This window comes from Streptomyces sp. Ac-502 (genome assembly GCF_045222935.1).
GTDB classification, from domain to species: domain Bacteria; phylum Actinomycetota; class Actinomycetes; order Streptomycetales; family Streptomycetaceae; genus Streptomyces; species Streptomyces monomycini.
Genome location: NZ_JBHFFO010000001.1, coordinates 4,278,619 through 4,302,344 on the forward strand (window position 1 = coordinate 4,278,619; position 23,726 = coordinate 4,302,344).

A 23,726-nucleotide genomic window follows, 5' to 3' on the forward strand; every position below is an offset into this window, starting at 1 on the left:
CCGTACCGGAGCCCCGGTCCGTCGCCTGGTGGGCGGGCGGCCGGGGCTCCGGCGGGTGAGCGGTCAGCTGCTCACATCATGTCTTCGATCTCGGCGGCGATCGGGTCCGCGTCGGTGCCGATGACGACCTGGATGGCGGTGCCCATCTTCACGACGCCGTGCGCGCCGGCGGCCTTCAGCGCGGCCTCGTCGACGAGCGAGGGGTCGGCGACCTCGGTGCGCAGGCGGGTGATGCAGCCCTCGACCTCTTCGATGTTGTCGAGGCCGCCGAGCCCGGCGACGATCTTCTCAGCCTTGCTGGCCATGTCCACTCCTGCTTGTCTCGGCCACCGGCGGTCGGTGCCGCGCGGTGATCACACGGTAACGCACGTTCAGCCCAGTTGCCCGGGCGTGTGCCCGTGCTCTGGCGAATGATGGCGACCACCCGGCAGCGCTTTTCCGGGGTCCGAAACGCACCACAAGTGGTCTACACCATCAGTATGCGGCACGTACCGAGCCGGTCCGCTACGGACCGGTGGCCGGGAGGACGCGGATGAGTTCGAACGCGGCAGCGGTGGGAACGAGGAAGCGGTCGGCGGGCCTGTTCCAGGGCTTGCAGAAGATGGGGCGCAGTCTTCAGCTGCCCATCGCCGTGCTGCCGGCCGCGGGCATCCTGAACCGGCTCGGCCAGCCGGACGTCTTCGGTGCGGACGGTCTGGGCTGGGAGAGCGTGGCGAAGGTGTTCGCGGGTGCGGGCGGCGCGCTGCTGGACTCCTCGCTGGGGCTGCCGCTGCTGTTCTGCGTCGGTGTGGCGATCGGCATGGCGAAGAAGGCGGACGGCTCGACGGCGCTGGCCGCGGTGGTGGGTTTTCTCGTCTACTACTCGGTGCTGCACCAGTTCCCGCAGGACTGTGCCGCGGGGGCGACGTATGCGACGGCCGGGCAGTGGGGCGGGGTGTGTGTCGACGGGAGCGGTAAGGCGACTCCGGCGGAGTTCCAGAATCCGGGGGTCTTCGGCGGCATCGTGACGGGTTTCTTCGCCGCGTGGATCTGGCAGCGCTACCACCGGGTGAAGCTGGTGGACTGGCTGGGATTCTTCAACGGGCGGCGGCTCGTACCGATCGTCATGGCGTTCGTCGGGCTGGCCTTCGCCGCGCTGTGCCTGTGGGTGTGGCCGCCGATCGGTGACGCGCTGACGGGTTTCAGCAGGTGGCTGACGGATCTGGGCGCGACCGGTTCGGGCATCTTCGGTGTCGCCAACCGGGCGCTGCTGGTGATCGGGATGCATCAGTTCCTGAATACGTTCATGTGGTTCCAGTTCGGTGATTTCAGCAAGCCGGACGGTACGTCGGTGCACGGTGACATCAACCGTTTCCTGGCGGGGGATCCGACGGCCGGGCAGTTCACCACGGGTTTCTTCCCGATCATGATGTTCGCGCTGCCGGCCGCGGCACTGGCGATCACGCACTGCGCCAAGCCGCACCGCCGCAAGGAGATCGGCGGGCTGATGCTGTCGGTGGGGCTGACGTCCTTCGTCACGGGGGTGACCGAGCCGATCGAGTACTCGTTCCTGTTCGTCGCGCCGGTGCTGTACGCGATCCACGCCGTGCTGACGGGGGTGTCGATGGCGGTGAGCTGGGCGCTGGGCGTCAAGGACGGGTTCAGTTTCTCGGCCGGTCTGATCGACTACGTGATCAACTGGGGGCTGGCCACCAGACCGTGGATGATCATTCCGATCGGTCTGTGTTTCGCGGCCGTCTATTACGCGCTGTTCCGCTTCGTGATCACCAAGTTCGACCTGCACACTCCGGGGCGCGAGCCGGAGGAGGTGGAGGAGGAGCTGACGAAGGAGAATACGAAGTAGGAGGGGCGGGAGGGACGGGAGGGGCGGGAGGGACAGGCAGGAGTGGCGGAAGGGGTGGGGCCGGGGCGCGGGGTGCCTGAGTGCGGTCCGGGGAGGGCCCAACGGGGCGGTACGGGGCGCGGGCGGTGCAAGGTCACGGGGCCACGGGTACGGAGTACGGCCCGGGCCGACCGGCCCCCGGAGCCGCGGGACTTGTAGGCCGCTCGGCATGTGATCTAAACGTTGGGGAACAACGGATTCCTTTATGTGTGGGCGACATGCTAAGAATGGTCTAAACCACTGAGTGGTGTAGACCAAGCTGGCGGGCCGTCCCCCTTTCTCCGAGTGCCCGCCTCACCAGGAGGAATCCGATGAGTTCGGCCACCGCCAAGGCGGCTCCCGAGAAGAAACGTGGCGCCGGCGCCATGGCCGTCGCGCAGCGCATCGGCCGCAGCCTCATGCTGCCCATCGCGACGCTGCCCGCCGCGGCGCTCATGGTCCGGCTCGGCCAGCCGGACATGCTCGGCCGAGATTCGTTCCCCGCGTTCCTGAACAAGATCGCGGAGTTCATGGCCGCCGGTGGCGGTGCGCTCCTGGACAACATGCCGCTGCTGTTCGCCGTCGGTATCGCCATCGGCTTCGCCAAGAAGGCGGACGGCTCGACCGGTCTGGCCGCCGTCGTCGGCTACCTGGTCTTCAGCAAGGTGCTGGCGACGTTCGGCGACGACAGCCTCCCGAAGATCGCCAAGGTGGTGGACGGGAAGATCGTCGAGCAGGCCGCGCCCGCCGACGCCAAGGTCCTCGGCGGCGTGGTGATGGGCATCGTGGTCGCCCTGCTCTACCAGCGCTACAGCCGCAAGAAGCTGCCGGACTGGCTCGGCTTCTTCAGCGGCCGCCGCCTGGTCCCGATCCTGTCGTCCTTCGCGGGCCTGATCATCGGCATCGTCTTCGGCTACATCTGGCCGGTCCTCGGCGCCGGTCTGCACAACTTCGGTGAGTGGCTGGTCGGCTCCGGCGCGGTCGGCGCGGGCATCTTCGGTGTCGCCAACCGCGGTCTGATCGCGGTCGGCATGCACCACCTGCTGAACTCCTTCCCCTGGTTCCAGGCCGGCGACTTCGAGGGCAAGCACGGCGACATCGCCCGCTTCCTCCAGGGCGACCCGACCGCCGGCCAGTTCATGACCGGCTTCTTCCCGATCATGATGTTCGCGCTGCCCGCCGCGTGCCTGGCGATCGTGCACTGTGCCCGCCCGGAGCGCCGCAAGGTCGTCGGCGGCATGATGTTCTCGCTCGCGCTCACCGCGTTCGTCACCGGTGTGACCGAGCCGATCGAGTTCACGTTCATGTTCATCGCGCCGGTGCTGTACGCGATCCACGCCGTACTGACCGGTGTGTCGATGGCGCTGACCTGGGCGCTGGGCATGAAGGACGGCTTCGGCTTCTCGGCCGGCGCGATCGACTACCTGCTGAACCTGGGCATCGCGACCAAGCCGCTGATGCTCGCGGTGGTCGGCCTGTGCTTCGCCGCCCTGTACTACGTGATCTTCCGGTTCGCGATCACCAAGTTCAATCTCAAGACGCCGGGCCGCGAGTCCGACGAGGAGATCGCCGAGATGCAGAAGCTCGAAGGCAAGTAGGCCCCCGGCCGCGCCCGCGGCAGCGGAAGGCCCCCGTGACCACCTGGTCGCGGGGGCTTTTGCGTACGGCTCAGGCGCGCGTACGGCTCAGGCGGGCGTACGGCTCAGATCTCGTACACCGCGCCCGCCTTGGCGACCTCGACCGGTCCTTCGAAGACCTCCTGCGCGTCGCGCAGGTTGATGCCCGGGTCGGTCCACGGCGGGATGTGGGTCAGGACCAGCCGTCCCGCGCGGGCGCGCGCGGCGTGCGCGCCGGCTTCGCGCCCGTTGAGGTGGAGGTCCGGGATGTCCTCCTTGCCGTGCGTGAAGGACGCCTCGCACAGGAAGAAGTCGGTGTCCTCGGCGAGGCCGTCCAGGGCGTCGCAGACTCCGGTGTCCCCGGAGTACGTCAGCGTCTTGCCGTCGTGTTCGATACGGAAGCCGAACGCTTCGACGGGGTGGCTGACCAGGTCCGTACGGATGGTGAAGGGGCCGACGGTGAACGTGCCGGGGGTCAGCGTCCGGAAGTCGAAGACCTCGCTCATGGCCTGGTCGGTGGGCAGGTCCGCGTGCGCGGCGGTCAGCCGGCGTTCGGTCCCGGCCGGGCCGTACACGGGCATCGGCGCGCACCGGCCGCCGTCGGGCCGGTAGTAGCGGACGACGAAGTAGCCGCACAGGTCGATGCAGTGGTCGGCGTGCAGGTGGGACAGGAGTACGGCGTCGAGGTCGTAGAGACCGCAGTGGCGCTGCAGCTCGCCGAGGGCACCGTTGCCCATGTCGATGAGCAGCCTGAAGCCGTCGGCCTCCAAGAGGTAGCTCGAACAGGCCGATTCCGTGGAAGGGAACGACCCCGAGCAACCGACGACAGTGAGCTTCATGCGGGCGTGAACCTCCGTGGCTGGGGGCGGAGCGGCGGGTCCATGCGGGGCTTCGGCGGGGGCGTGCACAAGTCCCCGCCGGTCCTCGTCCGGCGGGCGGTGTGCCGGGTCCTGAGCGGTCATTGCGGTGCCCACGAGCGTAAGGCGCGAAAGGGCCGGTGGCTCCTCCGGCGGGGCGAGCTGTGGGCGGAATCACCAGTCCGGGTGGGTGTGTACAGGAGGGCGTTCCCTACCTGTCGTTCCCCGGTGCCGTACGCCTACACGACGCCCGTACGGCGGCGCCCCGCGCCCGGGTACGGCCGTGCCGCCGGGCGGTCCGGCCGGTACGGTCGGGCAGGGCCTGGAGCTTGGAGGGAACGGGTTTGGACGTCTCGGCTTGGTGGCCGGCGCTGGTCGTGGTGGCCGCGCTGGCGCTGGTGGCGGCGCTCGTCGACGGACGGGCTCGCGCGCGGGGCGCGCGGAGGCGGCGGAGCGCGCGTTTTTGGCCAAGAGCGCGGGCGCGTGACCGTACGCGCCCCGGCGGCCGCCCCTCCCGGGTCACCGCGCCGGGCGCCGCGACGCCGCGGGCGCGGGAGATCTGGTGGGCCCTGGTGCCGTACGAGGACGGGCCGGGCGCGAAGGACCGCCCGTGCCTGGTGCTGTCGGTGCGCGGCGGTACGGCACACGTCGTGAAGATCACCAGTCGGCACCATCCGGACCGCCCGGGGGTGCTTCCGCTGCCGCCCGGCGCGGTCGGTGACGGGCAGCGCCGGGCGAGCTTCCTGGAGACGGACGAGCTGCGCGACGTGCCGCTGCGGGACTTCCGCCGCCGGGCGGGAGCGGTCGACGACGCCACGTGGAAGCGGGTACGCCGCCTGTCCGGGCGGTGAGGCGGCGGGACGTGTTCCGTCCCGCCGCGCGGGGCTTGCCCCGGGTCTCGGGGCCTGTCCCGGGTCTCGGAGCCTGTCCCGGGTCTCGCGGCCTTACGGCTCCAAGCCGCAGGGCCGCACGCCCTCAGGACCGCGGGGCCTCAGGACCGCAGCGCCGCAACACCGCACGCCCCCATGACCGCAAGGCCGCAGGACCGTAAGGCCGCCGGCCTCACGCCCAGAGCTGTCCGTGCAGCGTCTCGATCGCGGCCTCGGTGGTTTCGGCGGTGTAGACGCCGGTGGAGAGGTACTTCCAGCCGCCGTCGGCGACGACGAAGGCGACGTCGGCGGTCTGTCCGGCCTTGACGGCCTTGCGGGCCACGCCGATCGCCGCGTGCAGGGCGGCTCCCGTCGAGACGCCCGCGAAGATGCCTTCCTCGGCGAGGAGTTCGCGGGTGCGGCGGACGGCGTCCTCGGAGCCGACGGAGAAGCGGGTGGTGAGCACCGACGCGTCGTACAGCTCGGGCACGAAGCCCTCGTCGAGGTTGCGCAGCCCGTAGACCACGTCGTCGTAGCGCGGTTCGGCGGCGACGATCTGTACGCCGGGGACGTGTTCGCGCAGGTAGCGGCCGACGCCCATGAGGGTGCCGGTGGTGCCCAGGCCGGCCACGAAGTGGGTGATGGACGGCAGGTCGGCGAGGATCTCCGGGCCGGTGGTGGCGTAGTGCGCGCCGGCGTTGTCGGGATTGCCGTACTGGTAGAGCATCACCCAGTCGGGGTGTTCGGCGGCCAGTTCCTTGGCGACCCGTACGGACGTGTTGGAGCCGCCCGCGGCGGGCGAGGAGACGATTTCCGCGCCCCACATGGCGAGCAGTTCGCGCCGTTCGGAGGAGGTGTTCTCCGGCATGACGCAGACGATGCGGTAGCCCTTGAGCTTGGCCGCCATCGCCAGCGAGATGCCGGTGTTGCCCGAGGTGGGTTCCAGGATGGTGCAGCCGGGGGTGAGCCGGCCGTCCTTCTCCGCCTGCTCGATCATGTGGAGCGCGGGGCGGTCCTTGACCGAGCCGGTCGGGTTGCGGTCCTCCAGCTTGGCCCAGATGCGGACGTCGGCGGAGGGCGACAGCCGCGGCAGGCGGACCAGCGGGGTGTTGCCGACCGCCGCCAGCGGGGAGTCGTACCGCATCAGCGCTGTTCCCGGGGGCCGTCGGACATGCCCGAGCCGCCGGCCACGGCCGGGAGGATGGTGACGCTGTCGCCGTCGCTCAGCTCGGTGGAGATGCCGTTCAGGAAGCGCACGTCCTCGTCGTTGAGGTAGACGTTCACGAAGCGGCGCAGCTGCTCGCCGTCGACGAGGCGCGCCCGGATGCCGTTGTGGCGGCTCTCCAGGTCGGCGAAGAGGTCGGCGAGGGTCGCACCGCTGCCTTCGACGGCCTTCTGGCCGTCGGTGTAGGTGCGGAGGATGGTCGGGATACGGACCTCGATGGCCATGGGTGCTCCTGTGGGAGGGCGGTGACGTGCGGGCGGGCGGGCGTGCGGCGCAGGCTCGGGGCGTGCGGCGCGGAGGCGCTGGGCGTGAGGGCGCGATGCCTGACGCGCGCGGCAGGGTGCGCGCGGGGGCCGCCGCGCGGCCGGTGGAACGGCGGCGTCAGGCGGCGGCGCGCATCGGACAGATGGCGCTGGCAAGGCGGCACAGGTCGACGTGCAGCCGCGCCACAAGCAAAATGCCCGGCGTCTTCTCGCTCACGTCGTCAAAAACCATGCGGTCATCGTATCGATTCCCGGTCCGGGGACTGGAACCTCGTCTTGCGATGCGGACGCTTGGTGCACAACAGGTGGGACGCGGCCCGCGGCGGTACGCCTCAGGGGCGCGCGCCGTAGGCCGCGATCCGCTCGCCCCTGCTGGTCAGGCAGCAGCTGACACAGCGCACGGCTTCGGCGCTCGTGTAGAAGAGGCAGCAGGTCCGGCGGAGGTAGACCAGGCGCGGGGAGCCGTCGTGGCGTGTGACGGTGACCACATCGCCGAGGGTGGCGAGGGCGCCGGGCGCCCCGTCCAGGAAGGCGGCCCAGCGGCGGGCCAGCAGTGCCGGATCGGCGCGGGAGGCCCCGAGGGCGGTCGCGCAGCCGTGGGCCACTCCCCGCGCAGTTGCCGCAGCCCGGCCCGGGTGCGTTCCCGCAGCGCGTCGGCCAGGGGCAGCAGGTGGTGGGTGAGGACGACGCTTTGAAGCGTTTCCGCGGCCGTCCCGGGCTCGTCCAGGATGCGGAACGTCCGCATCCTGACCCCCGCGATGCCGTGCCCGGGGTCGGGCCGCAGCAGGACGTTCTCCGGCCGTACGTCCAGGACGCGGCCGGTCAGCGCCCAGTGCAGGACGGCCGCCGCGGTGACCCGGCCCGCGTAGACGGCGATCAGGGTGAGGGCGGCGGCGTGCGCGGTGCGGTGGCCGCTGCCCTGGTGCTCGGTGTCCAGGAGGTGGGACAGTTCCGGGCCGTTCGGGTCGAGCAGCCGGTCGGCCGCGAGCCAGCCGGGTTCGCCGTCCGGCGGGGTGCCGAGCCCGAGGCGGTAGCGGGGGCCGTGTGCGGCGAGCGCGGCGAGCGTTGCGTCCGTACTGCCGGGGGCGGCCTCCGTCCCGTACGCGCTCACCGCCGTCCCGCCGTTCCCGAAGCCGCCGCGTTCCGCCCGCCCGCCGCCCCCGGCGGCAGGTACACCACCGTCGGCGCCCCGGTCACCGGATGCGTGCTGACCTCGGCGGCGACCCCGTACACGTCGGCCAGCAGGCCGGGGGTGAGGATCTCGGGCGGTGTCCCGTGGGCGACGACGCGGCCCTCGCGCAGCACATACAGGCGGTCGCAGTAGTACGCGGCGAGGTTGAGGTCGTGCAGGGCGAGCAGGGTGCTGGTGCCGAGGGAGGTCACCAGGGAGAGGACGTCGAGCTGGTAGCGGATGTCGAGGTGGTTGGTCGGTTCGTCGAGGACGAGCAGGGACGGCTGCTGCACCAGGGCCCGCGCGACCAGGACGCGCTGCCGCTCCCCGCCCGACAGCGCGGCGAAAGAACGGTGGTGCAGCGCCGCGACCCCGACCCGTTCCAGCGCCTCGTCGGTGCGGGCGGCGTCGTCCGCCGAATCGGTCTCCCAGAAGCGCTTGTGCGGCGAGCGGCCCATGGCGACGATCTCGCGCACGGTCAGTTCGAAGGCGCCGCTGCCGTCCTGCGGGACGGTGGCCACCCGCCGCGCCCGCTCCTTGGCGGAGAACCCGGCCAGGTCGCGGCCGTCCAGGGTGATCCGGCCGTGGGTGGGCGCCAGGGTGCCGTACACGCAGCGCAGCAGCGTCGTCTTGCCGCTGCCGTTCGGGCCGACCAGGCCGACCGTCTCGCCGGGCGCGACGTGCAGGTCGGCGCCGTCGACGAGGTGGCGGCCGTCGACGCCGTACGACAGTCCCTCGGTCCGCAGCTCGGCGGGGACGGCGGGAGCCGTGCCGGACCCCGTGCTCAGGCCGCTCATCCGGTGATCCCTTCCGTACGGGTGGTGCGGCGCAGCAGCCACAGGAAGAACGGCCCGCCGGCCAGCGCGGTGATCACTCCGACGGGGATCTCCTGGGAGCCGGCGACGGTACGGGCCAGCAGGTCGGCCAGGACGACGAAGACCGCGCCCGCCAGCGCGACCACCGGCAGCAGGGCCCGGTGCGAGGCGCCGACGAGCATCCGGACGGCGTGCGGCACCATCAGGCCGACGAAGCCGATGGAGCCGCTGGCCGCGACGAGTACGCCGGTGACCAGCGACGCGAGGACGAAGACGGCGGCGCGGAAGCGGCCGGTGTCCAGCCCGAGGACGGTCGCGCCCTCCTCCCCCACCAGCAGCAGGTCCAGCGGCCGGGCGAGGGTGAGCAGCAGGGCGAGGCCGAAGAGCAGGACGAGGGCGGGCAGCCACAGGGTGTTCCAGCGGGCCTGGCCGAGACCGCCGAGCGTCCAGAACATGATCGACCGCAGGTGCTCGGCCTGGGCCGAGGTGACCAGGACGAGGCTGGTCAGCGCGGAGAGGATGTACTGGACCGCGACGCCCGCCAGCACCAGCCGCCCGGTGGTCATGGTGCCGCCGCGCCGGGCCAGCGCGTAGACAGCGATCAGCGCGCCCAGTGATCCGGCGAAGGCGGCCAGCGGCATCGAGACGGTGGTGGCCAGGCCGCCGCCGACGCCGAGGACGACGACCATGACGGCGCCGGTCGAGGCGCCCGAGGAGACGCCGAGCAGGAAAGGGTCGGCGAGCGGGTTGCGGACCAGCGCTTGCAGGACGGTGCCGATGACGGCGAGCCCCGCGCCGACGACGGCGCCGAGCAGCACGCGCGGCAACCGTACGTCGAGGACGATGGTCGGGAACGGGCCGGCCGGCGCGTCCCCGGTCAGGACGCGCAGCACGTCGCCGGGCGGGATGCGGACGGAGCCGAGGACGAGTCCGGCCAGGCCGGCCGCGAGCAGGGCGGCGGCGAGGACGGCCAGGACGAGGGTGTAGCGCAGGCGGCGCGGCGGCGCGGCCGCGGTCTTGCAGGTCACCGGGGCTACTTGAAGGCGTCCGGGTGCAGCTGCCCGGCCAGCGACCGGACGGCGTCCGGTACGCGTACGCCGAGCACCGCGCTGGACAGCGGCAGCACCGCGAACCGCTGGTTCTTGACGGCCGGTACGTCCTTGAGGGCCGGGTCTTCGAGCAGCTGCTTCTTCTTCGCCGCGACGGGGGTGCCGCCGTAGTCGTAGATCACGATGATCTCGGGCTTGCGCTCGACGATCTGCTCCCAGGACACGTCGGTGAAGGTCTTGGCCCGGTCCGCGAAGACGTTGCGGCCGCCGGCCAGCGAGATGATCTCGTTGCCGATGCCCTTGCCGCCCGCGGTGTGCACCGCGCTGTCGCCGCTGTCGTAGACGAGGACGGAGGCCGGGGCGGTGCCCTTGAGCTTGTTTTTGGTGGCGTCGATCGCGGCCTCGGCCTTCTTGACCAGGGCCTCGGCGCGGTCGCGTACGCCGAAGGTGGCGCCGACCTCGCGGATCTCCCGGGCGAGTTGCTGGACGCCGGTCTTGTCCTGCGCGCAGTACTCGATGTTCAGGCGGGTCTTGATACCGGACTTCTCCAGGGCGGCCCGTTCGCGGCCCTCGCCCTTGTCGAAGGCGCTGGAGTAGCCGCCGTAGACGAAGTCGGGGTTGGCGCCGAGCAGCGTCTCGTAGGAGGGGTACTCCTTGGCGAGGACCTTGACGCTCTTGTAGTCCTTCTCGTACTGCGGCAGGACCTTGTCGTCGAGGTAGGCGGTGCCGGCCAGCCGGTCCTTGAGACCGAGGGCGAGCATGATCTCGGTGGTGTGCTGGTTCATGGTGACCACGCGCTCGGGCGGGGCCTCGAAGGTGGTGCGTACGCCGCAGTTCTCGACGGTGTACGGGAAGCCGGCCGCCTTCGCCGTGGCTCCGCCGGACGCCTTCCCGTCGGCGTCGCCGCCGGCGCCGCAGGCGGCGAGCGGCAGCAGGAGCGCCGCCGGGACGAGCGCGCGCAGTGCGCCGCGGGACCTGGGTCTGGACATGGCCGTGCCTCCTCCGGGGGATCCGCGTCCCCTGGTCGGTGTGCAGGCGGCAGGTCAGTTCCTGGCTTCCAGGCCGTGCGGCCTGGTCACAGTGGCGGGACCGTCCCGGATTCGCACCGGGTTCCTGGGTCCTGCCGCCCGAGGTGATGCGGCACAGTGTGTCAGGTGGGTGGCCGGCGCCCGCCGTCGCGGTGGTCGGTACGGGGCCCAGCCCGCGACGGCCGGTACGCGATCGCGGCCTCGCCGGTCAGTACGCGACCGTGGCCACGCCGGTCAGTACGCGTCCACGACCTCGACGTCTTCCTCCGTGACCTGGCCGTCCAGGATGCGGAACGAGCGGAACTGGAACGGTCCGGCGTCGTCGGTGTCGGCCGTGGAGACCAGGACGTAGTGCGCGCCGGGTTCGTTGGCGTAGGTGATGTCCGTACGGGACGGGTACGCCTCGGTCGCGGTGTGCGAGTGGTAGATGATCACGGGTTCCTCGTCCCGGTCGTCCAGCTCGCGGTAGAGCTTGAGCAGGTCCTGGGAGTCGAACTCGTAGAAGGTGGGCGAGCGGGCGGCGTTGAGCATCGGGATGAACCGCTCGGGGCGGCCACTGCCGGCCGGGCCCGCGACCATGCCGCAGGCCTCGTCGGGGTGGTCCTTGCGGGCGTGTTCCACGATCTGGTCGTACAGGGCCTTGGTAAGGGTCAGCATGGGCCCCAGAATAAGCAGGCGGGCCGGTCCGTACCGAAGGTTGGTACGAACCGGCCCGCATGCTGGACAGCCCGCCGTGAGCAGGCCGCCCTCAGCCCTGCTTGCCGCCCTGCGGCGCGGACTTGGCGACGGCCGCGGTGTCGCCCTTGCCGAACATGTCGGGATTGCGGGACTTGAGCACCAGGTAGCTGACGGCCAGCACCAGCCCCCACAGCGGTGCCGCGTACAGCGAGACCCGGGCGTCGGGGTCGGCGCCCATCATCACGATGACCATGCCGATGAAGGCCAGCGCGAAGATCGAGGTGTACGGGGCGCCGGGCGCCTTGAACTCGGACTGCGGCAGTTCGCCGCGGTCGGCCTTGGCGCGGTAGCGCAGCTGCGAGATCAGGATCACGATCCAGGCCCACATGCCGGAGATCGTCGCGAAGGAGACGACGAGGTCGAACGCCTTGCCCGGCCACTGGTAGTTGATCCAGACGCCGAACAGCATCATCGCCACCGAGACGCCGGTGCCCCAGGTCGGCAGGCCGTTCTTGCTGAGCCGGGTGAACAGCTTCGGGCCCTGGCCGTTGAGCGCCAGGTCACGCAGCATCCGGCCGGTGGAGTACATGCCGGAGTTGGCCGAGGACAGCGCCGCGGTCAGCACCACGAAGTTGACGATGGCCGCACCGGCGGGCAGGCCGATCTGCTGGAAGGCCGCGACGAACGGGCTCACGCCCGGCTTGAAGACGGTCCAGCTCACCACGGACAGGATGATGATCAGCGCGCCGATGTAGAAGAGACCGATACGCCACGGCACGGTGTTGATCGCCTTGGGCAGGACCTTCTTCGGGTCGGTGGCCTCGCCCGCGGTGACACCGACGAGTTCGACCGCCATGAAGGCGAACATCACGATCTGGAGGGTCATCAGCGTGCTGCCGATGCCCTTCGGGAAGAATCCGCCGTCCGACCAGAGAAGGCTGAAGGAAGCGGTGTCACCGGCCTTGGAGAATCCGATGGTGATCACGCCGAGACCGATGAGGATCATGCCGATGATCGCGGTGACCTTGACCATCGAGAACCAGAACTCCAGCTCACCGAAGAGCTTCACGGAGATCAGGTTGATACCGAACAGGGCGACCGTGAAGACCAGGGCCGACGCCCACTGGGGTATTCCCTTGTTCCAGTACTGCACATAGGTGGCGGCTGCAGTTACTTCGGTGATGCCGGTGACCACCCAGAACAGCCAGTACGTCCAGCCCGTCACAAATCCCATGAACGGGCCGAGGAATTCGCGGGCGTACTCCGAGAAGGAGCCCGACACCGGCCGGTACATGAGCAGCTCGCCCAGGGCGCGCATGATGAAGAAGATGACCAGGCCCACGATGGCGTAGGCCAGGATGATGCTGGGTCCCGCTTTGGAGATCGCCTTGCCCGCTCCGAGGAACAGACCGGTTCCGATGGCGCCACCGATGGCGATCATCTGGATCTGCCGGTTTCCCAGCCCCCGCTGGTAACCCTCTTCGGAAGCAGATCCCGCGGCGTCGCTGCCGCCGGCGTTCTTTTCGACCTGCACAGAGGTCATGTGTGGTGCGCCCTTCTCCATTCCGACCCGGTCTGTCCGGATCGGGTTCCGATCCCCCGGATGGAGTTCCTGCACGCCGACGGTCGGCCGGCCAAGCGCTCCCGGAGTGACAGGGGTGGCGTCACTCACGGCAGGTTCGTGAACATGTATCACGGCGCCTTGGACATCTACCAGTGATGTCTTGGAGCCGAGCACAAGAAAAGTAGGATAAATGCTGGAATGGACTGCTGGGTAGCCAGGGGCGGTGACGCGATCGTTATCCGGATCTGAGCGTCCGTTGAGCGGGCCCCCACGATCGGGACATCCGGGACAGGCGGCGGGTGGCCGCGCGGCGTCCCGGAGCCCGGGCGGTCAGCGTCCCGTTCAGGCCGTCAGCGTCTCGATCAGACTCTCCTGGAGCCCGCCCAGCCACAGGTACGCCATCACCATCGGCTTGCGCGGGTCGCTGTCCGGCAGCCGCAGCAGCTCACCGCTCTCGTCCTCGTCGGTGACCTCCAGACGGGTGCCGATGGCCAGCCGGAGGTCGTTCAGGGCGCCCAGCCACTGCCGCGACTCGTCGGGCCGCAGGCGCAGCACGGCGCCGTCCGCGGCGCCCTCGGGACCGGCGGCGCCGCCCGTGGCGTCCGTGCCGCCCACACCCTCCGTGCCGTCCGTCTCGCGCGGGCCGTCCGTACCGCCGGAACCGTCCCGTCCGCCGGCCGGGCCGAGCGCGTCCAGGGCCCGTACGACCGCGAGCGCGTCCTCGCGCTTACGGGTGCGCAGATCGTTTTCCGTGTAGCGGCGGAACTCGGCCGCCGCGGCGTGCGTGGCGTCGTCCGGCACCTCATCCGGGCCGCCGTACGCGTCCGGGAAGAGCCGGGCCAGCGCCGGGTCGGACGGGGGCTCGCTGGGGCCCTCCGTGAACAGCGCGGCGAGCGGATCATCCCCCTCGGCGGGCTCCTCGCCCGGACCGATCAGCTCCATGAGCTGGACGGCGAGGCTGCGCAGGATGGAGATCTCGACCTCGTCGAGGGGGCGGCCGCGCCGCCGCCGGGCAGGGGCTCGAAGTGGCCGGCCATCAGCGGTCCTGCGTCAGGGTCGCCCACAGGCCGTAGCCGTGCATCGCTTGCACGTCGCGCTCCATTTCCTCGCGGCTGCCACTGGAGACGACCGCCCGTCCCTTGTGATGGACGTCGAGCATGAGCTGCTTGGCCTTGCCCTTCGAGTAGCCGAAGTAGGTCTCGAAGACATACGCCACGTAGCTCATGAGATTGACGGGGTCGTTGTGCACCAGCGTGACCCAGGGCACGTCCGGCTCGGGCACCTCGAAGGGTGCCTCGCTGGACTCGGGTCGTTCGATCTCCACGGGGGCGCCGAGCGCGCAGCGCGTCGATCGAAGGGCGATGGTGGCAGACGGGTCGGCGCTCACGGTCTCCATGCTGCCACTCGTGGTGGGGCATCGCACAAACAGCCCGGGGAAATCGTCAGAGTGACGAGTATGAGAGGTAGCATCCCTCCCATGAACACAGCAGACCTGGGGCTGCCGGTGGACGTGCCGTCGACTGCTCTCTTCACCGACCAGTACGAACTCACCATGCTGCAGGCCGCCCTGCGGTCCGGGACCGCCGAGCGCCGCTCGGTCTTCGAGGTCTTCACCCGGCGCCTGCCGGAAGGACGCCGCTACGGCGTCGTCGCCGGAACGGGCCGGGTCCTGGACGCGGTGGAGAACTTCCGCTTCGACGAAACGATTCTCGGCTTCCTGCGCGAGCGCGGCATCCTCGACGAGCGCACGCTGGACTGGCTGGCCGGCTACCGCTTCCGCGGCGACATCTGGGGCTACCCCGAGGGCGAGGTCTACTTCCCCGGCTCGCCGATCATGCGGGTGGAGGGCACCTTCGCCGAAGCGGTCCTGCTGGAGACGGTGATCCTCTCCATCCTCAACCACGACTCCGCGGTGGCCGCCGCCGCGTCCCGCATGGCCGTCGCGGCCGGCGGCCGGCCGCTCATCGAGATGGGCGCCCGCCGCACCCACGAACTGGCGGCCGTCGCCGCGTCCCGCTCGGCGTACGTGGGCGGCTTCCACTCCACGTCCGACCTCGCGGCCGGCTTCCGCTACAACATCCCCACCGTCGGCACCAGCGCCCACTCCTTCACCCTGCTGCACGACAGCGAGCGCGACGCGTTCCAGGCGCAGGTCGACGCGCTCGGCAGCGGCACGACGCTGCTCGTGGACACCTTCGACGTCACCGAGGCGGTCCGTACCGCCGTCGAGGTGGCCGGGCCCGGCCTCGGCGCCGTCCGCATCGACTCCGGCGACCTGCTGCTGCTCGCCCACCGCGTACGGCAGCAGCTGGACGAGCTGGGCGCCCGCGACACGCGCATCGTGGTGACGAGCGACCTGGACGAGTACGCCATCGCCTCGCTCGCGGCGGCACCGGTGGACGCGTACGGCGTGGGCACCCAGCTCGTCACCGGCAGCGGGCACCCGACCTGCTCGATGGTCTACAAGCTGGTCGCCCGCGCCGACAGCGACGCGGCCGACGCGCCGCTGCGGCCGGTGGCCAAGAAATCCATGGGCGGCAAGGCGTCGCTCGGCGGCCGCAAGTGGTCGGCGCGGCGGCTGGACGAGCACGGCGTCGCGGAGGCGGAGATCGTCGGGACCGGGCCCGTACCGGCGGAGTACGCCGAGCGGCAGCTCGCGGTGCCGCTGGTGCGCGGTGGTGAGGTGGTCGCCCGCGAGCCGCTGGACGCGGCGCGGGAGCGGCACATCGCGGCGCTGGCCGGGCTGCCGATGTCCGCGATGCAGTTGTCCCGTGGGGAGGCCGTACTGCCCACGGAGCAGGTCTGAGGGGGCGCCCGCGGGCCCCCAGTGCCCACTCCCCCGGGCGCGGCTAGTGGCTACCCTCGGTCACACCACTGTGCGCCCACTCCGCGCCCACTCCACCGCTCCCCAGCCGGAAGGCTCGCACCATGCACCGGGCATTGATCGTCGTTGACGTGCAGAACGATTTCTGCGAGGGCGGCAGCCTTGCCGTGGCAGGAGGTGCGGATGTGGCTGCCGCCATCACCGATCTGGTGGGTGAGGCCGCGGGCAGCGGCTACCGGCACATCGTGGCGACCCGCGATCACCACATCGAGCCCGGTGACCACTTCTCGGTGCGACCGAACTACGAGACGTCCTGGCCTCCGCACTGCGTCGCCGGTACGGAGGGCAGCGGCTTCCACCCGAACTTCGCGCCGGCGCTCGCGTCCGGGGCGGTCGACGCGGTCTTCTCCAAGGGCGCGCACGCTGCCGCTTACAGCGGCTTCGAGGGCGTGGACGAGAACGGGCGCCCCCTGGCGGAGTGGATGCGGGCCCACGGAGTGAGCGAGGTCGACGTGGTCGGACTCGCCACGGACCACTGTGTGCGGGCCACGGCGGTGGACGCGGTGGCTGAGGGGTTCCGGGTGCGGGTACTGCTGGATCTCACGGCGGGGGTGGCACCGGGGACGACGGAGCGGGCCCTGGAACAGATGCGGACCGCGGGAGTCGAACTCACCGGCAAGCCGGTGGTGATCGCGGCCTGAGGGGGCGCGCGGTTTGCGCCCTTGGGCCGGTGGTGGGGGCTCGGGGCCCCGCAGGGGTCACTCCTCGGCACCGTGCACGACCAAGTTAGAAACAAAGGGGAACGCAGATACCCGGCTGCCTGCGGGGAGCCCCCTACGTGTCCCCGAGCCCTGGCCGTACGGCGACTATCGGAGCGATCGGGCTGGGGATTTCACAAGCCTTAATGCACCCGGTTCGGTGCTCGCGTCCTGCGCGATGGGTCCGGTGGTGGGGGCTCGGGGCCCCGCAGGGGTCACTCCTCGGCACCGTGCACGTCCACGTTAGAAACACATGGGAACGCAGATACCCGGCTGCCTGCGGGGAGCCCCTACGTGTCCCCGAGCCCTGGCCGTACGGCGACTATCGGAGCGATCGGGCTGGGCACATGCACAAGCCGGGTGCCGGGCAGCGCGGCTTTGCCGCGCCCGCCGGCCCGACGCGCGCGTCCCACCGCCCCACAGCGGCCCGCCTTACCGCCTCCACTTCGTGCGCCTCACCCTCAGGAGCGCGGGCACCAGTGTGATCGAAAAACTCCCCCAGCTGACCCGGACTCGCCAAACCGGCCGGAGGGGGCGTGTAGGGGGCCATCCCCGCAGGCAGCCGGGTATCTGCGTCCCCAATGTCCCTGACGTGGACGTGCACGGTGCCGTGGGGGTCCCCCGGCTGAAGGCTGGGGGAGAGTTGGCCCCCTGCGCGCCCCCGCCCCCACAATGCAAGCAATGCGAGCCGCGCGCCAGCGCAAACCCTCGCGCGAAGCGCAGAGGCCCCCGGTGAACCGCCGCGCCAGCGGCTACGCAGAGCGGAGCAGCGTTCGTATCGGGTGCCAGGACTCCGTGTCGTCCTCCGGGGTCTCGCGCCACACCAGGCCGTCGGGGTGGTGCAGGACCGCCGTGATCTCGTCCGGGGTGGGTGGCTCCGTGTTGCCGCGGAGGTAGACCGCGCGCAGGCCCAGGTTGCGCAGCCTGGTCAGGGCGCGCTGGCGGTTCACGGCGTGGACGAGGACGCGGACGCGGTGTCCGTTGTCGCCCGGTCTGGGCAGGGCGAGGGCGACCACCACGCTTCCGCCGGGAAGCCTGATGAATCCTCCTCCGGATGTGGGCACGGTTTCCCCCGTGAGACTCGGCGTCAACAAGGACTCGCAAGGTGCATCTAAACGCGATCGGCCGCCGCCCGCTAGGGGCGGCGGCCGATTGGCTTGTGACCTGCGGTTTTGTTGGTTACTTGGTGGAGGGGCCCACCTGGAGGGTCACCGTGGAGCCGTTCCGGGCCTCGTTGAGGATCTTGATTCGGGTGTTGGTGTCAGCAACGATCACGCCGCCGGTCGGGTTCGACTCGTCGTAGTAGTCGCCCTTGCGGTCGTCGAAGACGGTCACGCCGGGCTTCGACTTGATCTTGGTGACCTTGCCGTCCTTGTGGAGCGTGAGCGCATCCGTGCGGTGCCGGGTGAAGGTCGAGTCGTAGGTCTGGAAGCGGTTGCGCATCAGCTTGCCGTCCGACCACTTCTCGGCCTTCGGGTGGGCGTCGACCGGCAGGATCTGGCCGTAGCCGGGGTGCTGGCCGACGTTGTTGTCCGGCTGCGAGGTGTCCCACAGCCAGATCAGGACGCCGTTCTGGTACGGGAAGTGCTCGACCCACTGCGGACGGCCGGTCGCCCAGCCGAAGTTGTACGGGCCGGTCTTCAGGGTCTTGTCGTACGAGACGTACTGGCGGTTCTCGGCGATGTAGTAGCGCGGGTAGTCCTTGGTGAAGGACGCGCCGATGCGCGAGAAGCCCTTGGCGGCCCAGCCGTTGTCACCGGCCTCGGCGCCATCCGTGAAGAGGGCCTTGCCGTCGGCGGTCACCGAGATCGCGTCCGCGGCGAAGCCCTTCTGGGCGGCGCCGCCGTCCGTCTGGTAGCGGAAGCGCAGGTCGATCTTCTTGCCGGCGTACGCGTCGAGCGGGAAGACCAGGTTCTTGTAGGCGCCCGAGGTGCCGGTCAGGGCGGGCTTGTCGCCGCCGTCACGGGTGATCGGCTTGCCGTCGGCGGTGCCTTCCAGCGGCGTGTAGTTGGCGCCGCCGTCCGTGGAGACCTCGGCGTAGGCGAAGTCGTAGTTCTGCTCGATGTCCCACCAGCCCTTGAGGGTCAGGGCGGCCTTCTTCTTGCCGGTGAGGTCGACCGGGCGGGACAGGGTGTTCTTCAGGTCGTTGCCCATGCCGCTCCACCACTGCTGGGTGCCTTCGGCGGGCTTGACGACGTCGGTGCGGACGTTCTTGGAGGGCAGTTCGACGACCAGGGCCTGCTTGTCCTTGGTGTTGTACTCGGCCACGCCCAGCTTGTGGGTGGACCTGGTGGCCGCCTTGGCCTTGGCGTAGTTGAGCCAGCCGAGCTGGAGCTTGTCCCAGGCGCTCATGTCGCCGGGGAGGTCGCCTATGGAGTCCTTGCCGGTGCCGAGCCAGGAGCCGCCGGACATCAGCGACCAGGAGTCGACGGAGGACTCACCGGTGCCGGTGGTGTCGTACTCGTCGGGGAGGCCGAGGTCGTGGCCGTACTCGTGGGCGAAGACGCCGAGGCCGCCGTTCTCGGGCTGCATCGTGTAGTCGCCGACCCAGATGCCGGTGCTGCCGATCTGGGTGCCGCCGGCCTTGTTGCCGGAGGGGCCGGTGCGGCCGGAGTCGCTGCCGTACGCGTACCAGCGGTGCGCCCAGATGGCGTCGGTGCCCTGCGCGCCGCCGCCCGCGGACTCGTCCTCGCCGGCGTGCACGATCTGGAAGTGGTCGATGTAGCCGTCGGGCTCGTTGAAGTTGCCGTCGCCGTCGTGGTCGTAGCGGTCCCACTGGTCGTACTTGGCGAGGTCGGCCTTGATCTGGGCGTCGGTGCGGCCCTTGGCCTTCTGGTCCTCGGCCCAGCGGTTGACGCCGTCGCGTATCAGGTCCCAGGCGCTGGCGCAGTTGGTGGAGCCGCAGAAGTTGGAGCCGTAACGGGCCTCGTTCCAGTCGACCTTGACCCAGTCGGAGACTTCACCGTCGACGGAGTAGCGGCCCGAGGACTGCTTCTCGTAGTACTTGGCCAGGGACTCCTTCTTCTTGTCGTGGGAGAAGTAGAGGTCCTGGAAGTGCTGCCGGTTGTAGTCCTTCTGCCAGGCGGTGGAGTTGTCGTTGCGGCGGTCGGGCTGCGCGATGGTGTTGTGCGCGGGGCCGGGCTTGCCGCCGTACTTCTTCACCGGGGGCTTGGGGCCGTCGCCGTCCGGGTCGTACATGGTGGTGTCGTCGACCTTGTTGCCGAACTCGACCAGGATGGTGAAGATCTTGTCGGTCTTCTCGCGGGCGAGTTCGACGTATTTGCCCCGGCCGAGCTTGACGACCTGGGAGGCGCCGTGCCGGGCGGGCGTGGCGTCGCCGGAGATGACCTGCTGGAGCGCTTCCTTGCGCTGCGCCGCCTGCTGGTCGCTGAACGGGCCCTTGAGGTCGTGGTCGACGGCCTGCTTGGCGGGCGCCCCCGGGTCCTGCCGCTGGACGGTGAGCGGCGGGTGGCCGTCGTCGGCCTGCGCCGGCGCGCCGGAGGCCAGGCCGGCCGCTCCGATCGCGGCGGCGGCGGTGGCCAGGGCGACCGGTCTGAACGCCCGTCTCTTGGCTCTCACTTGGCGCAATCCTCCCCTTGGAAACGGTCACTGGATGCCAGCATTTGACCGGAAGGGGAGGGAAAAGACAGATCTTGACTTGGTCACGACAGGGAAGTACGGTTTTCGGCCCTCAGGACACGGGTATCGGGCAGCTTCGGCCGCGTACGGGGGCATGGTTCGCGTACGTACCCGCACCACCCCGGCGGCCACCCCGCGCCGCGCTCCGCGCACCCCGACCGCCGCTCCGATCAGGCCCGTTCAAACCAGGAGTGAATCCATGCGCCCCCTATGCCTCGGAACCGTGGGTTAGGTCACGCTTACCGCCAGTTCCGCTCGGGCAGTAAGGACCGTAGAGTCGTTTGACGGCGCGCCCCTGTCGACCACACCCCTGCCGACCTTCCTGAGGACGGATCCGCCATGCCTCGTCCGACTGCCGCACAGCTCGCCTACGGATCGGCCACCGTCGTCTTCTCGACCCTCGCGCTGTTACTGCTCTCGCAGACGCGGACCGGGGTCGGAATCGCGGTCATCGCCGTCGCAGCCCTCGCCCTCGGCCTGCTGGTCGCCCTCACGGCGCCGCTGCCGGGGGTTTCTCATGTGACGCGCCGCCGTACGGCCCGGCGCTCCGGCGCGCGCGCCGCCCTCGGCGCACGCCCGCACGTGCCGGCCGCCGCCGGCTCGACGGCCCCGCGGGTGCCGTGTCAGCACACTCACGCCGGTGTCTCCTCGGAAGGCCGCGTCAGCGAGCACTCCCGTTAGTCACCTGTCCGCGGCTGGTGGACGCGCGTAGGCGGCCGGGCACCGCTCGGAAGAGGGGTGCGCCGACCGCCGGTTGACGCGCCGGAGCCGCCAGGAGGGACGGGCGGATCTCGCAGGGCCGGGAAGTCCGGGAGGATCCGGGGCGTGCGAGGTTCCTTGTAGGGGGCACTTGCCCCGGTGTCCGGCCTCAGACCGTGGAGACCACCACCGTCTTGGCCGTCTTGTCGTGCAGGCACTGCTGGTACGGCTTGTCCCAGGTGCACCACAGGACGTTGACGAGCCAGAAGAGGAAGCCGCAGCACGGCACGATCTCCGGCAGGGTGTAGACCGCCGCCCGTACCCAGCCCGCCTGCCCGGCCGGTACCGCGCCGTCCTCCAGCATCCCCACCCGGATCTTCATCGCCATCTTGCCGACGGTCTGGCCGCGGCTGGTGAGCATCAGGCCCTCGTAGACGAGATAGACCAGCATCGTCACGAGGGAGACGGACGCCTGCCGTCCGGTCTGGGTGCCGTCGGTAGTCCAGTAGTCGAAGCCGCCGACGATCGCGCTCATGATCAGGCCGACCGGTACGCAGACGATGATCCAGTCGATGATGCGGGCGACCAGGCGGCGGCCGCGGCCGGCCAGCGGCGGCATTCCGGCCAGCGGGTCGGCGGCGCCGTACTGGCCGCCGTACGGATTGCCCCCGTACGGGTCACCGCCGTAGGGCGGCGGCATCCCTCCGGGCGGCGGCCCGCTCCCGGGCGGCGGGGCGCCACCGCCGTACGGGTCGCCGCCGGGTGGCGGTTCGCCGTGCGGGGTGGCGTTGGCGGGGCGGTCGTACGGGGACCCGCCGGCCGGCCGGCTGCCGTACGGAGAGCCACCGGCCGGCTCGGCACCGTACGGAGAGCCGCCCGACGGCGGTTCCTGCGGCTTCTTCAGGTACGGGTCGTGCTCCGGCGGTTCGCCTCCGGAGCCGGGCCCGGGCTGGTCGGTGCTCATGGCCCGAGTCGAACCCGGGCCGCGCGCCGCCGCATCCGGCGAGGTCCGGCCGGGTGACGCGGCCGGACCGGCGGTCCGTCCCCCGGCCTGCTTCGCAGACTGCTTCCCGGCTCTACTTCCCGGGCTACTTCTCGGCGACGAACGTCCGGGCGAGCTTGTCGTGCCAGCACTGCCGCCACGGCCGGTCGAACAGGCACCACACGGCGTTGACCACACCGACCGCCAGCACGCCGAGCACGCCGTACACCAGCCACCGCCTGATCACCGAGGCCAGGGGCGGGGTGTCGTGGCTCTCGATGTCCAGCACCTTGACGCCGCACACCTTCTTGCCGAGCGTGTGGCCCCACTTGACGGTGGGCAGCACCTCGTACAGACCGCCGCCGATGAGCAGCACGGCGAGCACGACGGCCAGGTAGGGGCCGGTGGTGCCGTCCAGCAGGTAGACGGTGACCTCCCGCCCGGACTGCTTGGCGGCCTCCACCTTGGCGTCGATGTGGTCGGCGGCCGGGCCCCACAGCGGTACGGCGGCGGCGCCCGTGATGACCGCCAGGGCCAGGGTGTCGATCAGGCGGGCGGCGAACCGGCGGCCCAGAGGGGCCGGGCGGCCCTGCTCCTGCGCGGCCGCGAGGAACGGGTCGGTGGTCGGCGGCTTCCAGGGGACGACCCCTTCGGCCGCGCCGCCGTCCTGCTGCGGCGGGAAGCCGGAGAAGGGCGCGGGCTGGGCCTGCGGGCCGGGGGCCGGTGCGGGGGCCTGCGGTGCGGGGGCGGGGGCCGGTCCGGCGGTGGGGCCGGGGGCGGGCCGGGACGGGGGCTGGGGCGGCGGAGCGTGCGGCGCCGGTGACTGCTGCGGCATCTGGGGCTGCGGAGGCTGCTGCGTCGGGAACGGCTGGTGCTGCACGGGCGGCCCGGCGGCGCCCGGCCCGGGCTGCGGCTGGGACTGCGGCTGTACGGGCCCCTGCGGCGCCTGCTGGGCCGGTCCCTGCGCGCCGGGCGTCCGGCCCCCGGGACCGGGCTGCGCGGCCGTCTGCTGCGGGCCAGGGGCCGTCGGCGGCTGCTGCACACCGGCGGACGGCGCGACAGACGGCGCGGCGGACGGCCCGGTGGACGGCAGGGGCTGCGGAGACGTGGCGCCGGGCAGCGGCGACGCCGGGGCGCCGCCGGACTGCGGGGCCATCCGGATCGACATCGTGTCGCTCTTGCCGCCCTGGGGCCCGTCGGGGCGTACGGCGCGGATGGCGGTCGTGCCGCGGTCGCGGCCGGGGGCGCCGCCTTCGTCCCGTACGGCGCGGATGGTGACCGTGCCGTCGGTCCGCGGCGGCTCCTCGCCGGAGGCCGGCGTGCCGGGCGCGGCCGCGGCCTCGTCGCGCTGCTGCGGCAGGCCGGCCTGCCGTTCCTCGGGCGAACCCCAGGCGATACGGCGGTCCTGCTCGCCGCCGAAGCCGTTCTGCCGGGCGGTGTCGGCCTGCCACGCGGAGGCGACCGCGCCGCTGCCCGCCCCGGTCAGCCGGCCGTGCTCCTCCTCCTCGTCGAGGAAGACCGGCCCGGTCTCCTCCACGGCGGGGGTGGGGGCCGGTGCGGGCGCGGGGGCCGGGGCGGTGCCGGGCGGCGGCGCGGGGAGGGCCTCGCCTTCGGCGGGCGCGGGCCGGCTGGTGCCCGGTACCCATGCGGCACCGTTCCAGTACCGGATGTAGCCGGGGATGGACGGGTCCGGGTAGAAGCCTGGCGTGGGGCTGCCGCCGGCGGATCCTGAGGAAGGGGCGCTCATGTCCGAAGTCCCGCTATCTGTTCTCGGCCTGGTGTGGTGGGTGGGGCATGTGCAGTCTGCCGCAACGCAGCGTCCACATCT

The 23,726-nt window shown here is 71.2% G+C and carries 23 protein-coding genes and 1 riboswitch; of the genes, 6 read left to right on the top strand and 17 right to left on the bottom strand.

Features of this window, described 5'->3' with window-relative positions; all coding sequences use genetic code 11:
• Positions 1–71 precede the first annotated feature (71 nt).
• Positions 72–305 (bottom strand): glucose PTS transporter subunit EIIB, encoded by a 234-nt coding sequence (locus ACEXOX_RS19230; RefSeq protein ID WP_003986022.1) that lies wholly within the window; start codon positions 303–305, stop codon positions 72–74.
• Between the two features lie 227 nt (positions 306–532).
• Between ACEXOX_RS19230 and ACEXOX_RS19235 the strand changes: the two genes are divergently transcribed.
• Together ACEXOX_RS19235 and ACEXOX_RS19240 are read left to right on the top strand one after the other, a co-directional pair.
• The gene (locus tag ACEXOX_RS19235; RefSeq protein WP_406522099.1) at positions 533–1,843 is read left to right on the top strand and encodes a PTS transporter subunit EIIC; all 1,311 of its coding nucleotides are present in this window, start codon (positions 533–535) and stop codon (positions 1,841–1,843) included.
• Positions 1,844–2,193: 350 nt separating this feature from the next.
• A complete protein-coding gene (locus ACEXOX_RS19240; RefSeq protein ID WP_406522101.1) occupies positions 2,194–3,459 on the top strand; it encodes a PTS transporter subunit EIIC in 1,266 nt (421 codons plus the stop codon).
• Positions 3,460–3,563: 104 nt separating this feature from the next.
• Here the strand turns inward: ACEXOX_RS19240 and ACEXOX_RS19245 are convergent, their stop codons facing one another.
• The gene (locus ACEXOX_RS19245; RefSeq protein WP_030023749.1) at positions 3,564–4,316 is read right to left on the bottom strand and encodes an MBL fold metallo-hydrolase; all 753 of its coding nucleotides are present in this window, start codon (positions 4,314–4,316) and stop codon (positions 3,564–3,566) included.
• Positions 4,317–4,678: 362 nt separating this feature from the next.
• On the opposite strand from ACEXOX_RS19245, the gene ACEXOX_RS19250 reads away from it, so the two are divergent.
• The gene (locus ACEXOX_RS19250; protein WP_406522103.1) at positions 4,679–5,185 is read left to right on the top strand and encodes a type II toxin-antitoxin system PemK/MazF family toxin; all 507 of its coding nucleotides are present in this window, start codon (positions 4,679–4,681) and stop codon (positions 5,183–5,185) included.
• A gap of 211 nt (positions 5,186–5,396) precedes the next feature.
• On the opposite strand, the gene ACEXOX_RS19255 is transcribed toward ACEXOX_RS19250, so the two are convergent.
• The 11 genes from ACEXOX_RS19255 to clpS all read right to left on the bottom strand — a co-directional run bounded on the left by ACEXOX_RS19255 (position 5,397) and on the right by clpS (position 14,392).
• On the bottom strand, positions 5,397–6,347 hold the full coding sequence (locus ACEXOX_RS19255) for a PLP-dependent cysteine synthase family protein (protein ID WP_406522105.1): 951 nt from the start codon (positions 6,345–6,347) through the stop codon (positions 5,397–5,399).
• A complete protein-coding gene (locus ACEXOX_RS19260) occupies positions 6,347–6,652 on the bottom strand; it encodes a MoaD/ThiS family protein (RefSeq protein ID WP_406522107.1) in 306 nt (101 codons plus the stop codon). Before ACEXOX_RS19260 ends, ACEXOX_RS19255 begins: the two co-directional genes overlap by 1 nt.
• Positions 6,653–6,809: 157 nt before the next feature.
• On the bottom strand, positions 6,810–6,923 hold the full coding sequence (locus ACEXOX_RS19265; RefSeq protein ID WP_341865888.1) for a putative leader peptide: 114 nt from the start codon (positions 6,921–6,923) through the stop codon (positions 6,810–6,812).
• A gap of 144 nt (positions 6,924–7,067) precedes the next feature.
• Positions 7,068–7,802 (bottom strand): hypothetical protein, encoded by a 735-nt coding sequence (locus ACEXOX_RS19270; protein ID WP_406522108.1) that lies wholly within the window; start codon positions 7,800–7,802, stop codon positions 7,068–7,070.
• Positions 7,799–8,659 (bottom strand): ABC transporter ATP-binding protein, encoded by an 861-nt coding sequence (locus tag ACEXOX_RS19275; protein ID WP_406522110.1) that lies wholly within the window; start codon positions 8,657–8,659, stop codon positions 7,799–7,801. Before ACEXOX_RS19275 ends, ACEXOX_RS19270 begins: the two co-directional genes overlap by 4 nt.
• Positions 8,656–9,705, bottom strand: coding sequence for a FecCD family ABC transporter permease (locus ACEXOX_RS19280; protein WP_406522112.1), 1,050 nt, complete (start codon positions 9,703–9,705; stop codon positions 8,656–8,658). Before ACEXOX_RS19280 ends, ACEXOX_RS19275 begins: the two co-directional genes overlap by 4 nt.
• Before the next feature lie 5 nt (positions 9,706–9,710).
• Positions 9,711–10,715 (bottom strand): ABC transporter substrate-binding protein, encoded by a 1,005-nt coding sequence (locus ACEXOX_RS19285; protein WP_406522114.1) that lies wholly within the window; start codon positions 10,713–10,715, stop codon positions 9,711–9,713.
• Between the two features lie 55 nt (positions 10,716–10,770).
• A riboswitch (cobalamin riboswitch) is annotated at positions 10,771–10,842 on the bottom strand.
• Between the two features lie 146 nt (positions 10,843–10,988).
• Positions 10,989–11,411 (bottom strand): Mov34/MPN/PAD-1 family protein, encoded by a 423-nt coding sequence (locus ACEXOX_RS19290; RefSeq protein WP_030023757.1) that lies wholly within the window; start codon positions 11,409–11,411, stop codon positions 10,989–10,991.
• Positions 11,412–11,502: 91 nt separating this feature from the next.
• Entirely contained in the window at positions 11,503–12,975 is a 1,473-nt protein-coding gene (locus ACEXOX_RS19295; protein WP_406522115.1) for an amino acid permease, read from the bottom strand.
• A 363-nt stretch (positions 12,976–13,338) separates the two neighbouring features.
• A complete protein-coding gene (locus ACEXOX_RS19300; RefSeq protein WP_406522116.1) occupies positions 13,339–13,938 on the bottom strand; it encodes a DUF2017 domain-containing protein in 600 nt (199 codons plus the stop codon).
• 94 nt (positions 13,939–14,032) lie between these two features.
• A complete protein-coding gene (gene clpS, locus ACEXOX_RS19305) occupies positions 14,033–14,392 on the bottom strand; it encodes an ATP-dependent Clp protease adapter ClpS (protein WP_238782702.1) in 360 nt (119 codons plus the stop codon).
• Between the two features lie 81 nt (positions 14,393–14,473).
• Between clpS and ACEXOX_RS19310 the strand changes: the two genes are divergently transcribed.
• Both ACEXOX_RS19310 and ACEXOX_RS19315 read left to right on the top strand, forming a co-directional pair.
• Positions 14,474–15,802 (top strand): nicotinate phosphoribosyltransferase, encoded by a 1,329-nt coding sequence (locus tag ACEXOX_RS19310; RefSeq protein ID WP_406522117.1) that lies wholly within the window; start codon positions 14,474–14,476, stop codon positions 15,800–15,802.
• A 122-nt stretch (positions 15,803–15,924) separates the two neighbouring features.
• The gene (locus ACEXOX_RS19315; protein ID WP_406522118.1) at positions 15,925–16,521 is read left to right on the top strand and encodes an isochorismatase family protein; all 597 of its coding nucleotides are present in this window, start codon (positions 15,925–15,927) and stop codon (positions 16,519–16,521) included.
• An 809-nt stretch (positions 16,522–17,330) separates the two neighbouring features.
• Here the strand turns inward: ACEXOX_RS19315 and ACEXOX_RS19320 are convergent.
• Both ACEXOX_RS19320 and ACEXOX_RS19325 read right to left on the bottom strand, forming a co-directional pair.
• Positions 17,331–17,642 carry a hypothetical protein gene (locus tag ACEXOX_RS19320; RefSeq protein ID WP_406522119.1) on the bottom strand — a complete coding sequence of 104 codons (312 nt, stop codon included), beginning with the start codon at positions 17,640–17,642 and terminating at the stop codon, positions 17,331–17,333.
• 115 nt (positions 17,643–17,757) lie between these two features.
• Positions 17,758–20,157 carry an immune inhibitor A domain-containing protein gene (locus tag ACEXOX_RS19325; protein WP_406522120.1) on the bottom strand — a complete coding sequence of 800 codons (2,400 nt, stop codon included), beginning with the start codon at positions 20,155–20,157 and terminating at the stop codon, positions 17,758–17,760.
• A gap of 399 nt (positions 20,158–20,556) precedes the next feature.
• On the opposite strand from ACEXOX_RS19325, the gene ACEXOX_RS19330 reads away from it, so the two are divergent.
• Positions 20,557–20,898, top strand: a complete 342-nt coding sequence (locus tag ACEXOX_RS19330) for a hypothetical protein (protein ID WP_406522121.1) — start codon at positions 20,557–20,559, stop codon at positions 20,896–20,898.
• Between the two features lie 187 nt (positions 20,899–21,085).
• Here ACEXOX_RS19330 and ACEXOX_RS19335 read toward each other — a convergent pair whose 3' ends face one another.
• Both ACEXOX_RS19335 and ACEXOX_RS19340 read right to left on the bottom strand, forming a co-directional pair.
• Positions 21,086–21,880 (bottom strand): RDD family protein, encoded by a 795-nt coding sequence (locus ACEXOX_RS19335; protein ID WP_406522123.1) that lies wholly within the window; start codon positions 21,878–21,880, stop codon positions 21,086–21,088.
• A 124-nt stretch (positions 21,881–22,004) separates the two neighbouring features.
• Entirely contained in the window at positions 22,005–23,645 is a 1,641-nt protein-coding gene (locus ACEXOX_RS19340) for an RDD family protein (protein ID WP_406522124.1), read from the bottom strand.
• Positions 23,646–23,726: the final 81 nt, after the last annotated feature.